Annotated in this window: 14 protein-coding genes and 2 pseudogenes; 7 read left to right on the top strand and 9 right to left on the bottom strand. The window is 48.2% G+C overall.

Annotation, left to right across the window (positions count from 1 at the left end; genetic code table 11):
* The 5 genes and pseudogenes from GA0061070_RS07580 to GA0061070_RS07560 form a co-directional block, all read right to left on the bottom strand.
* Positions 1-296: transposase (locus tag GA0061070_RS07580; protein ID WP_208598159.1), on the bottom strand; the 296-nt coding region annotated here is incomplete at its 3' end.
* A 91-nt stretch (positions 297-387) separates the two neighbouring features.
* Positions 388-687 carry a DUF1889 family protein gene (locus tag GA0061070_RS07575; RefSeq protein ID WP_090134982.1) on the bottom strand — a complete coding sequence of 100 codons (300 nt, stop codon included), beginning with the start codon at positions 685-687 and terminating at the stop codon, positions 388-390.
* Positions 688-781: 94 nt separating this feature from the next.
* Positions 782-1,132 carry a hypothetical protein gene (locus tag GA0061070_RS07570; protein WP_090134980.1) on the bottom strand — a complete coding sequence of 117 codons (351 nt, stop codon included), beginning with the start codon at positions 1,130-1,132 and terminating at the stop codon, positions 782-784.
* A complete protein-coding gene (locus tag GA0061070_RS07565; RefSeq protein ID WP_090134978.1) occupies positions 1,129-1,503 on the bottom strand; it encodes a DUF1441 family protein in 375 nt (124 codons plus the stop codon). The genes GA0061070_RS07570 and GA0061070_RS07565 overlap by 4 nt, the downstream gene beginning before the upstream one ends.
* A 219-nt stretch (positions 1,504-1,722) precedes the next feature.
* Positions 1,723-1,995 (bottom strand): annotated as a pseudogene (locus tag GA0061070_RS07560) (phage major capsid protein); the annotation flags it as partial.
* 334 nt (positions 1,996-2,329) lie between these two features.
* On the opposite strand from GA0061070_RS07560, the gene GA0061070_RS25490 reads away from it, so the two are divergent.
* The 4 genes and pseudogenes from GA0061070_RS25490 to GA0061070_RS25795 all read left to right on the top strand — a co-directional run bounded on the left by GA0061070_RS25490 (position 2,330) and on the right by GA0061070_RS25795 (position 3,664).
* Positions 2,330-2,635, top strand: coding sequence for a hypothetical protein (locus tag GA0061070_RS25490; RefSeq protein ID WP_244153057.1), 306 nt, complete (start codon positions 2,330-2,332; stop codon positions 2,633-2,635).
* A complete protein-coding gene (locus GA0061070_RS07550; RefSeq protein ID WP_090134976.1) occupies positions 2,632-3,033 on the top strand; it encodes a putative T6SS immunity periplasmic lipoprotein in 402 nt (133 codons plus the stop codon). Before GA0061070_RS25490 ends, GA0061070_RS07550 begins: the two co-directional genes overlap by 4 nt.
* Before the next feature lie 107 nt (positions 3,034-3,140).
* Positions 3,141-3,401, top strand: a pseudogene (locus GA0061070_RS25485) (transposase); the annotation flags it as partial.
* Between the two features lie 5 nt (positions 3,402-3,406).
* Entirely contained in the window at positions 3,407-3,664 is a 258-nt protein-coding gene (locus tag GA0061070_RS25795; protein ID WP_279616066.1) for an integrase core domain-containing protein, read from the top strand.
* Positions 3,665-3,688: 24 nt separating this feature from the next.
* Here the strand turns inward: GA0061070_RS25795 and GA0061070_RS07535 are convergent, their stop codons facing one another.
* Both GA0061070_RS07535 and GA0061070_RS07530 read right to left on the bottom strand, forming a co-directional pair.
* Positions 3,689-5,077 (bottom strand): MFS transporter, encoded by a 1,389-nt coding sequence (locus GA0061070_RS07535; RefSeq protein ID WP_090134970.1) that lies wholly within the window; start codon positions 5,075-5,077, stop codon positions 3,689-3,691.
* A gap of 70 nt (positions 5,078-5,147) precedes the next feature.
* Positions 5,148-6,218 carry a cellulase family glycosylhydrolase gene (locus GA0061070_RS07530; protein ID WP_090134968.1) on the bottom strand — a complete coding sequence of 357 codons (1,071 nt, stop codon included), beginning with the start codon at positions 6,216-6,218 and terminating at the stop codon, positions 5,148-5,150.
* Positions 6,219-6,419: 201 nt separating this feature from the next.
* Between GA0061070_RS07530 and GA0061070_RS07525 the strand changes: the two genes are divergently transcribed.
* Positions 6,420-7,451: a LacI family DNA-binding transcriptional regulator gene (locus tag GA0061070_RS07525; RefSeq protein ID WP_425256041.1), complete on the top strand. Its 1,032-nt coding sequence runs from the start codon at positions 6,420-6,422 to the stop codon at positions 7,449-7,451.
* A gap of 527 nt (positions 7,452-7,978) precedes the next feature.
* On the opposite strand, the gene GA0061070_RS07520 is transcribed toward GA0061070_RS07525, so the two are convergent.
* Positions 7,979-9,913 carry a methyl-accepting chemotaxis protein gene (locus GA0061070_RS07520; RefSeq protein ID WP_244153056.1) on the bottom strand — a complete coding sequence of 645 codons (1,935 nt, stop codon included), beginning with the start codon at positions 9,911-9,913 and terminating at the stop codon, positions 7,979-7,981.
* A 112-nt stretch (positions 9,914-10,025) separates the two neighbouring features.
* Between GA0061070_RS07520 and GA0061070_RS25135 the strand changes: the two genes are divergently transcribed.
* Positions 10,026-10,253 (top strand): hypothetical protein, encoded by a 228-nt coding sequence (locus GA0061070_RS25135; RefSeq protein WP_090134962.1) that lies wholly within the window; start codon positions 10,026-10,028, stop codon positions 10,251-10,253.
* A 16-nt stretch (positions 10,254-10,269) separates the two neighbouring features.
* On the opposite strand, the gene GA0061070_RS07510 is transcribed toward GA0061070_RS25135, so the two are convergent.
* Entirely contained in the window at positions 10,270-10,662 is a 393-nt protein-coding gene (locus GA0061070_RS07510; RefSeq protein ID WP_090134960.1) for a winged helix-turn-helix transcriptional regulator, read from the bottom strand.
* Positions 10,663-10,760: 98 nt separating this feature from the next.
* Here GA0061070_RS07510 and GA0061070_RS07505 point away from each other — a divergent pair, with 98 nt between their 5' ends.
* The gene (locus tag GA0061070_RS07505) at positions 10,761-11,480 is read left to right on the top strand and encodes an SDR family NAD(P)-dependent oxidoreductase (RefSeq protein ID WP_090134958.1); all 720 of its coding nucleotides are present in this window, start codon (positions 10,761-10,763) and stop codon (positions 11,478-11,480) included.
* The last annotated feature ends 100 nt before the right edge of the window (positions 11,481-11,580 follow it).

Below are 11,580 nucleotides of genomic sequence, written 5' to 3'. Positions count from 1 at the left end.
ATCTCGTCAGAAAGCGTGGTCTGATGCTTCTTAACCAGCTGCGGCTCAAAGGTGCCGTTACGATCGCGCGGAGTTGCCAGTTCGAAGCTGCCGGTCGGCGCTTTGATGGTCTTCTTACCGGAACCATTTTTACGGTTGGCTTCCACATCCTGAGCCAGATGTGAATCAAGCTCAGCAGCAAGAGCGGCTTCAGTTAACTGTTTGATTAATGGCGTTAAGATACCATCCTTTCCGGTTAATGCCTGACCGGACTGGAGAGCCTTAAGTGCTTTGTCAAAATCGAAGGGCTGGGACATGTGTCATTCCTTTTTGATTGTATATTACTGGAATGACACAGAATTTCTAACACTCCCAAGGTGAGAGCATCCGGTTAAATGAGTAGCGGCCTCACACCAATGCTCGCAGCTCATCCTTCATATATGATGAAAAGTACTCAGGATGTTTAATAACTACACGCCCACCCGACCCAATTCGTTCAGCCCATCCAGCTAATGTTTTAGTAAACCCGGGATTCCAGCCTTCTTGAGTGCCTCGGGCGTAAACATCAGCCGCACTAGCCGGAGCGCCTAACTCGTTAAGATACTTGAAAATACCCTTAGCCGTGCTTTCATCCATCGGGTGTGGTGCTGAAGATGATGTGTTCATCCCATTAATAAAATCCAGTGCTTTATCAATTACCGCTGACATATTCTTATCCTTAAAATATCCACGAGATGTACAAGCTTATAATATGGACTATATTTTGCTTAGCTATCAAAGGGTTTATCCATTCAATCCCTTTTTAATTGATCAAATGTGAGCTATGTACGAATGAATGATTTTTTTCTACCAAAACCTCTTTCATGTGCTCACACCATCCGGCAAAAATAGCTTCATCAGTACCGGGATAAGCCACCAGAAACGACATCAGCACATCATCTGTCAGCTTATCCTGCTGATCCCAGTCAACGATAAACTGACGGAACAACCCGTAACCCTTAGCCGGGTCTTTGTTCTGCCATGTATCCACAACCACATCGAATGCTGGAACGGTGTAAGTGATTTCTACCGGTAGCGGCTCGTATTTTGTCGGAATGAGCACTTCCCGGGTGAATGTCTCGCCCTCTGGCCATATCTGCGCCTGATTTGTCACTGCTGATCCTCCACGTAAATACCGGCTGAAATAATGGCACCGCCAATCCTGCGTTTACCATAACAAAGCGGCACCGGGTATTCGCGCGCAACCTCATCAGTCGGAATAAGTTCCCGTTCTTCTTTCTCAAATTTCAGGCGCTCATTTTCTGACTGGTACCAGGCCTTTCTGTCCTGCGGGGTCATTTCACCATTTTCCTGTACCGAGGGCATGATAAGTACCCGCAGGGCTTTACCCAGTTCGTACTGTTTGAGGTTTTCGCCGTTACCGCCGTCCATTTCAGTTTCACGCAACCGTCGCGCCACCATGTTCCGGTTCATCCCCACCAGATCAGACAGTTGGGTAACATTAACCAGTGTTTTACTCAGCATTAAATTACACCTCACTGCACGCTCACTTTTTCAGCAAACGCAACCTGAATCATTTATTATCAGTAAGTTAAACCAGTGCTGCTGCACGGATAAAATGCAGAAAACCAGCCGTTTCCCGCGAACCCGCCGCCCCGTGGCAGGTCGTATGCCCAGGAGTACCTTTTCAAATGAGACTGATTCTCAAATGATAAAAGGCGACCGAAGCCGCCCTTTTTCCCGTCACGCCGCGCCATTCGATTTGACCAGCCCGCGATAGTCCAGCGCGGCCACACCCGCATCAATTCGCACCTTCCAGGCCACACCATCGACCGTGAAGCCGTCCATCTGCTCCAGATATGGCACGTCCATACCATCGAGATAAGCCACCTCGATAGTGTCAGTGCCCTGCGCGGCGGCTACATACCACTGGTTGTTATTGGCCTTGTCCAGACGTGGCTCAACAATGACCTGCGCCATATCCTTCACCACGTTGATAATGCCGGGGTTCTGGTTATACAGTTCAAACAGCAAAACATGCTGTTTTATTGACAGATGAAACAACTGCGGGTAGAAAAAAATTCAGTGGCTCAGACAATAAAAAAGAGGAAAGGATGTCGACGCTAAAAAACAACTACAGGCCAATGACAGCAGGCGAAATAAGAATGGCGAGGGCTCTGTTTCAGAACGCCATTAATTATAGCGCCGTAAAAGTTTATAACGGTGATTATTTGCCGTTTGGTTTGCAAAATAGCCGTGTCGCTATGACTCCAGACGGTAATATGTACTATCCTGAAGCGCTCTTCCGAGAAGATTTTCCTTTGGTGACATCACCGATAAGGCGCTGTTTATGCATGAAATAGGGCATGTATGGCAGCACCAGATGGGTGTCAATGTCCGGACTCGTGGTTTAGTAAGCTGGGCTTCAAGCTATGAATACTCTTTGCCAGGTGAAAAGGATTTAGCAGATTACAGCCTTGAACAACAGGCTTCCATTATTGCTGATTATTATGTGCTAGCTAACTTTGGTGTGAATGTTTTTATTCAGCAATCTACTTTTAAAGGCATCATCGGACCTGATTTACGAGATAAATACAACAATACTCTTAAATACTTCCTTGCATCACCCGCTAATAAAAGGAGTCTGTGGAAATGAAAAAATTAATGCTAATTGCGTGGTCGCTTTTACTGAGTGGTTGCATGGTAGATAACTCACCCTACCGGGCTGCTAATATTTCATTATCTGCAAATGGACAACCTTGCGTTACGGTATCGAAAGATTCACTGACCAGTGACGGAAAATCAAAATTGCTGGTTCTCAGAGTATCTGAACGAGCTCCGGACAACAATATGAAACAGGTCTGGGAACGTGATGATATGAGTAACCCAACGCTGACTGTGATACCTGATAAATGTCTGCCCGTTGATTACCACTTTGAGGAAGGTAAAGAGTACAGCGTCACAGCAATCACTGCCTTTTCAGCAAGTGAAGTGGGGACTAAACGTATATGGTCTGTAGGTTTCAACCTGGAGAATTTAGCCCTAAAACGCTGATCATAAATGTTTCAAGGTGACGTGTTCTTGACCCTGACCCGAAATCCTGCGCCATTCAGAAACAGAATTCCGGCATGATCTACACTCCCAGAACGGAGGTGGTGCCGATAAAAAAATCACGATTCACTGAAGAGCCGATTGTCTTTGCCCTGAAGCTAGCTGAACTGGGTACGCCGGTGCCTGAGGTCTACCGTAAGCCGGGCATTTCTGATGCCACGTTGTATACGTGGTGCAAGAAATACGATGGCATTTCGCCCTCTGAGCTGAAGCACATGCGGTAGCCCGAAGAGGAAAACCTGCGGCTGAAGAAACTGGTGGCCGATCGGAGCCTCGACAAGGCGATGTGGCAGGACGTGCTGGCAAAAAAGACCTGATGCTGGCACGGCTGCGCGAATGGGTCAGGGACTTGCAGGCGCGTTACGGGGCCAGCGAAAGGCAGGTCTGTTTTTGCGGGGGCAACTCCAGTAGCCTCCGTGATGAATGTCTGAATGTGTACTGGTTCCTGCCACTGAAAGGTGCTCAGGAGAAGATCGAGGGCTGGCGGCTGAAATATAACCAGCAACATCCCCATTCATCATTAAATAACCAGCTATTTAAATTACCCGTGGCAATTCACGGGCTTTTTATTTAGGGACTTATAGAGACGAGCTTCGGTCTAGCTCAAGGATTCATGTGGTTTTACAGATTTAATGTCAACGCCTTCAGCAAACTCACCGCGCTGTAATTTTTTTCGTAAAATCGCATGTTGATCTTCGGTAAACGTGTAGCGAGACATAATGAAGATGCGCACCAGTGCCCCTAATGCCGGCAACAGTGCAATACAGAAGAACATACCATTGAGCGCCGTTTCAGGTTGTTCTGCATTTGGCACATAGCCGATCATTGTCAAAATAACACCCGTTAAACCACCCGCCACTGCCACAGAAAGTTTGCCAGTAAAAGTCTGCCCTGAGAACGTAATCGCAGCCGTGCGTTTTCCGCTGTGGAAATACGAGTATTCTACAGTGTCTGCAATCATGGCCGAGATCAAAGGGTTGGTCATCATAAAGATACCCGTGATCACCGCTAACCACGCCATCACAACCGTTGGATTATCGTAGCCGGTAAAGTAGAACCCGACACGAGCGATAACCTCTAAAATACACAGTGCAATAAAAATGTCGCGCTTTTTGAAACGCTTCGTCAGCACTGGCGTGGCTAAACACGCAATCGCACTAACCAAAGTGATAGTACCAATCAAGGACACTAAACCCGCATCCCCCATGTTGTATGTGAAGAAGAAAATGTACAGGCCGTTGACCAGGTTAAAGAACACATTCATAAAGAAAGCAGCCAGAATAAAAAACAGTGGCCTATTTTTACGGACGGCTTGAAAAGTTTGTTTTAGCGTGACTTTTTCGCAGTTTTTCGTTGAGATTCGTTCTTTGGTGTTGTAAAAACCGTTCAGCATAAAGAACAAACCTGCAATCATGAGCACAATCACTGCTGGTAAATACCCCTGATCTGTGCGGCCATCAGCGAAGTAAGCACTCAGTTTAGGGAATACAACCAAAGCCGCACCAATACCCGCATTAACGCCTAACATGGCACATGTTGCTGCTTTTGCTCGCTCTTGCGGTTCATCTGTCATAACAGAAGACATAGACCAAAACGGCACATCAGAAATAGTGTAAAGCGTACCCCAAAGAATGTAAGTGATACCGGCGTACATCACTTTTGTCGAAGTATCAGCATTAATGTTGTAGAACGTGGCAACCGTTACCAGAACAATCAAAATCGGAGTAAACAACATGTATGGCCGGAATTTGCCGAAACGAGATTCTAACGTGTCCATATATCCCGCGATGAGCGGATCGTTGGCCGCATCCCATACACGGGCGATCAAAAATATCGTACTTGCTGCAATAGGTGAAATACCCAGGATATCGGTATAGAAATAAAGAATAAAAGAGCCGACCAGGCCAAAGCTAAAACACTGCCCTACCCCGTAGCCGAAGTAAGACATCAGCTCCTTATTGGTTAATTTGTTTTGTAGAGTAGTCATAGTTCACATCTCAATTGCATTAATTATTGGTTTACCGCCGACCCAATTATCAAGGCCGGCTCACAGGCGATTAATCCACTTCTGCGAGTGTTTTGATTAATTGCACTTCGCTTGGGTCATATGGCTGTCCTTGCTCATCAAGCAGATCGTGGAACCATTGACTCGCATAATTTGCATCGTTACGTTTTATCTCCGGCCAGGGCAGGTGTGTTTGCGTTTTCCCTTTCACCAGTCCCCACTGGTAACAACCAATGTTTTTCTGTTTAAAGACTGGGAGTTGCTCATGCATGTACGATTGCGCATGACGAGCAAGCCACTCAGTACACATGATTGGTCGGTTGTAGCTTTCAGCAATCTCAACGGCTTTATGGAGTAGATCGAGCGGTAGGTAAGCATGGAAAGTGATGATGTCCGACAGTTCCATCGCTTTGCGATCGGTTGGGTGTTCATAAATTGGTAGGTTTCGATCAAGGATGCCTGGAGCATGCCATGCGCCGACTGTGAGTGGCTGAGTCGGGTTCTCTTCACGTGCCCATTTAAACGCTTTTTCCATCAGCTCATGGCTAAACGTTTCCATTTCTTCGTTATAAGCGAGCTCACCCGTAGTGGTGAAAATCATGCGGTTGGTTGGTTCGTTGTAGAGGTCCCAAATAACAATCCGCGGGTCATTTTTATATGTAGAGATGATGTCGCGGATATACGCTTCGACTTCACCCCACATAGATTTGTCCATCACCACATTGCGACCAGGACTCGCCGCAGCTTGACTGTTGTGCAAATCAGGCACTGGCGCTTTTTGTTCACCAAGGTAAGGATGATCGCCAGAGAAACCACAGTCATCCATTGGCGTAAGCATCACTTTGATTTGGTTGCGTTCGCAGATATCGAGAAAACGATCAATTCGTGTATGTAAACCATCATGGTCCGCTTGCCATACAATGAATGGCAGGTTGGTACGCAAGGTGTTGTAACCCACGTCATGCGCCCACGCTAACTCTTGCTCCATCACTTCTGGCGCAAAAGATTCCGCCATCCACATCTCATTCCAGTTCACCGCCGTGCGCGGCAGATAATTAAAGCCACGTAGCCAGCAATGTTCTTTTTGCCATTGCCACGCTTTTTCTTCTGACCATCTTTGCATCTTGCTCATCCTTAAATCATTAACTAATAATATTAGCTAATGTATTAGTTAATCTTTCAATAGCCAGATACTCAAAGAATAAACGTGGTAGGCATCACAACTTTTGAGTCACTCTAACTTATTTTTGTGATCTTAATCGTTAAAGGATGATTCGAACTTAATCTTTAGCTAATATCTTTAGCTAAAGAAACTAAGTTAAAGATCACAATGGCGAAGAAAATAACCATGAGCGATATCGCAGCGGCGGCTGGCGTATCTCAGTCCACCGTATCGCTGGTGTTAAATGGATCAACTTCCGTAAAAATCGCGGAAACAACCAAGCGCAAAGTGCTCGAAACCGCAGAATCGCTAGGATACAAAAATAAAAAGGTTGCGCATGCTTTGGGAAGACCCAAAAAGATCGCATTAGTGATCAATGGGTTAACCAGCTATGATCCCTTTATTGATGCGATCAATGCCGCGAGGGAAGAAGCTTGGTCAAACGACTATATTTTGGTGACATTCAATTATAGTCACGATGAAGTATTGGCAAGTAAGATAGAGTCTGAGATCAATAGTGGTGAATACGCAGGTTTGATTTACTCATCCAGCATGACACGTGAGTTGAAACAACAACGTGTTGCGACCTCTCTACCCACAGTATTGCTGAACTGCACCAACGAAGAACGTACTGAAATACCAAGTATTTTGCCGGCCGATATGATTGGAGCTTACAAAGCGGTTTCGCACCTGACAGCACAAGGTTATCGCCGCATTGCCATGTTGTCTGGTGAAAGTTGGATGCTAGCCAGTCAGCAACGAGCCAATGGTTACCGTCAGGCGCTAATTGATGCCGACATCATTCCTGACTCAGGTTATTTAGTCGAAGCAAACTGGTCGTTAAAAGAAGCGCACCAGCAAACGCTAGCACTACTGAGCATGGAGCAACCACCGGAAGCGATTTTCTGTGGCAGCGACTATATGGCGATGGGGTGCTACCAAGCGATAGCAGAGTTAGGGTTGAAGATTCCACAAGATGTCGCCGTGGTCGGTTACGATAACCAGCAAATTGCGTCTGAGAGTTTCCCGGCATTGACATCGGTCGAACTCCCCTATTCAGATATGGGTAAGCTCGCTGTCGAATCGTTGATGGCATTGATTGAAGGTCAACCTTTGCTTGCAAACAAACGCAAAGTGGAGGGGGAACTCATCGTTCGTACTTCTTCGACAAAAACAAAAAAGGTGGACATGTAGCATGTAGCCCGCCTCCATCTCCCATAAAGTCATTCAAATTGCAGCAAAGCTGCCTCTGCAAGATCAAAGGTAAGCGGCAATTGGAAAAAGTGCTATGAATTAGAACACAACGCTAATCGTTATATGTATTATTCACGACTAATACATATTCTATATTTTCGTGCTTCAAACCTGACTATTTCGGCACCCTTACTTTCACATGGATCATTCTCGTTACATACTTTTATGTAAAAAAATAATAGGTAGCCTCAGGATTACCAATCCATTGATAATTACTTTCTATCGCCTCGTAAGACTCGTTGCTCAACCTTGCTGACATCAGATTAAGTCCTGCCGCAAGCAACGTTCTCCAATTCAGTTAGCTAACGTGCAATATCTATTAAGCAGTTGTATTGATGGCTACGAATTTTCGCCATCAAATCATCCGTTAACTCTGGTACGTATATCTTCCTTACCCGATCACTAAGTTTATCCGGAGGGCGATTATCCCGGCAAAAGACACGCCCTCCGGTTCACGATCACACAGCTTAGCGCGCGGCAAAGAACGCGAGCGTCTCCTCCAGATTCTTAGCCTGTTCCTCAAGTGACATGGCCGCGGCGGAAATTTGTTGCACCAGTGAGGCATTCTGCTGAGTGGCGCTATCCATCTGATTTACCGCCTCGCTCACCTGACTTACGCCTTTCGCCTGCTCATCAAGCGCCTGTACAATCTCGGCAATCACCATATGCACGCTGGAGACCGATTCGATAATTTGCTTCATCATCGTCCCCGTCTCATTCACCAGCGCCACACCTTTCGAGACACGCCCGGATGACTCCGCAATCAGCGCCGAAATTTCCTTGGCCGCGTTGGCGCTACGCTGTGCCAGGTTACGCACTTCACCTGCCACCACCGCGAAACCTCTACCCTGCTCACCTGCGCGGGCTGCTTCAACCGCCGCGTTCAGTGCCAGGATATTGGTCTGGAAAGCAATGCTGTCGATGATGCTGTTGATATCGCCAATCTTGTCGGCACTCTCATCAATCTTACCGATGATATCCACCACCTCACTCACCAACGCTTCGCCCTGCCCGGCAATCTGTGCTGCGTTCTGCGTCAGCGACGTCGCCTTGTGCGCGTTCCCGGCATTGTTTTTTACGGTCACGGAGATCTGCTCCATGCTCGCTGCAGTCTGCACAATCGCCGCCGCTTGCTCCTCGGTACGCGAGGCCAGATCGAGGTTTCCGGCGGCAATTTCGCTGCTGCCGGAGCGCACAGAACTACTGGCATCACTGATGCTGCCAACAATGCGCCGGAGCTGGTCCTGCATGGTATGCAGGGCATAGAAGATGCTACTGTTATCGCCCGCGCGCACCGGTATCTCATTACTCAAATCACCCTGCGCCACGGATAGCGCAATCTCTGACGCCTCCGTTGGTTCACCGCCCACCGGGCGTGCAACCTTACGGGTGAACACCATCGCCACCACCACACTGACAATGATAATGCTCAGGATCATCAGAACGATAGCGTTACGCAGGTAGTTCCACGCTTCGGCCATCACCACGCTCACCGGGGTCACAATCGCCAGCTTCCACGGCGTCTGGCTATTACCAATCGCGATGGTGCGCCAGGTGACAAACGCCGGTTCTTTTAATATCGCATCGTCTGCGCGAATCACAGCTTCCCCGCCGATGGCCCCCGTCCAGGGTTTGCCCGCTGCTGCCTTATCCGGACTGGAGACCACTTTATTGTCCGCCGAGAGTAATACCGCATAACCCGTGCCTTTCCACGGCTTGATCGCGCCAATCATTTTTTGCAGCGTTTCCAGCGAGAAATCCGATGTCACCGAGCCCTGAAACTTGCCGTCGCGGATAATCGGTGCCGCAATAGAGGTCAGCATCACGTCCACGCCGTTATAGGGGTAAATATAAGGCTCGATAATGACTTCTTTCTGGCGCTGACGCGGTAGCAGATAGTAGTCGCCGCTACCCGGCGTTTCATAATCCACCAGGTTGTGCAGCGCTGGATTACCGCCGTTATCGCGATCAACGTAGCGCGCATAACGACCTGCCGGATCCTGATCCGCTTTACCCGCGAACTCTGCATCTTTGCCATCGAATGAATTGGCTTCGAAGGCTAGTGACATCGACAGGAAATCAGGATGATGATGCAAATAATCAGTCAGCAACTGATCGAGGCCACGTCGTTCTGCCATCCCTGCCTGATGCAACGCCCAGGCGCTGTTACCCAAATCACGCGCAGCGTTCAGCGCCGAGTCAAGCTGCTGTTGAACGCGTAAAGATTCAGTAAGTGCAATTTGCTGTAGATGTTTTTTGGCAACCGCTTCCTGCTGGCCCATGGATTGCCAGAGCAGCAGGCCAATGGTGACCAGAAACCCAATGGTGATAGTGACAAAAATAGACGCCAGCATTAGTGTTCTGGCTGTGAGCTTTTTCCCGGCAGACTTCGCTATGCCCATATTCTTCTCCAACAACGCGTAACACAGGGGGTATGTTATATATCGGCCTGCGTAGAAATGGATTGAGTTTATTTTTTACCTCGGGGGGAGTGAGGGGCTGCACGAACAGGTGATGAATCGTGGTGGCATATCCGATAGCCAGGCGCTGCCAACGGCCAAAAAAGTTATTACGGGTATGGTGAAAGAAGCCAGGCAAACCGGCACGCAGTCGTGCCAGTGCCTGCACTTTTTGACGAGGACATCCTGCAACATAGTCTTGTCGGCACTGATTCTTTTAAACCAACGTCTTTTGCTGTTGTCGAGCAAGAAGCATCGTCAGCAGCAAAAAGAAAAGGAATAACAGGAAAACTCATCTTTCAGGACGCTAATGCTCTTTCAGCACCTGCAAATTTTTGATCATACTCTTCCTGCGCCGCCGTAAGCTGCGGGCCATATTCCAGCGACCAGCGATACAGCGCTTCAAATGGCTGCCGAAGTGATTCACCAAGCGGCGTAATACGGTATTCAACACCCACTGGCATTGTCGGCAGTACTTCCCGATGCACCAGCCCATTGCGCTCCAGCCGTTTCAGGGCATCGGCCAGTGCTTTATGGGTTATACCATCCAGCCTGCGTCGGATCTCATTGAAACGAGAAGGTTTTGTACACAATACGGTAAGGATCAAAATCGACCATTTATTGGTGATGTGCTCAAGTATCGGGCGCGTTTTGCCCACATTTCCTAAATCGCAGTCATCAATTTTTGTCATAGCGGTATACTCATTGATATCTGATATAAACAAAGTGCGTAATTGATACTAAATATAAAACTTATATCATCGGTTTTCCACTCAACAGGAGAACCATCATGAATAGACTGCACAACAAAACGGCCCTCATACTGGGCGGCGCAAAAGGAATTGGCCTGGCGATAACCCAACGTTTTGCCCATGAAGGCGCCACGACCTGGTTTACCTCCCGCCGTGAGGAAGAGTTACAAAACGCTGCCGCTAAAATCGAAGGAAATGCACTACCGCTGCGTGCTGATGTCAGCCAGCGCAGCGAACTGGCACGCATAATGGAAAGTATTCAGCAACTGGATGTGCTGGTGATTAATGCCGGTATGTCAGAGTACGCTACCCTGGAACAGGTTTCAGAAACGCATTTTGAAAACACCTTTGGGTTGAATGTCCGCTCGCCGCTATTTGCCCTGCAAGCTGCGCTGCCGCTGCTTAAACCCGGCTCCAGCGTGGTACTGATAGGATCGATTGCCGATGTTATCGGGACGGAAGGTTATGGTGTTTATGGTGCCAGCAAAGCCGCACTGCGCTCTTTTGCCCGAACCTGGACGCGTGAACTGGCGCCCAGAGGCATTCGCGTTAATGTCGTCGCTCCCGGCCCTATTGATACGGAAATGATGGCTGCGGCATCGGAAAATGTTCGTCAAGGGTTAATGCAGGCGATTCCGCTGGGTCGCATGGGCCAGCCGGAAGAAGTGGCCAACGTCGCGTTGTTTCTTGCGAGTGACGAAAGCGGTTACATTGCCGGTGCCGAGATTTGTGTAGATGGCGGATTAACGCAAGTGTGAGTGATCTTTCAGGCCGCAAAGCATGTCAGCAAAGTGGCCTGAAAGCCGCAATGCGCGCACTTTTTCGCGTATTTCGCCGATTTAAGCCCCATAAGCGGAA

It is taken from the genome of Kosakonia oryziphila (assembly GCF_900094795.1).
Lineage (GTDB): Bacteria > Pseudomonadota > Gammaproteobacteria > Enterobacterales > Enterobacteriaceae > Kosakonia > Kosakonia oryziphila.
Note: the sequence above shows the minus strand (reverse complement) of the source record. Positions and strands in the feature narration are given on the sequence as shown.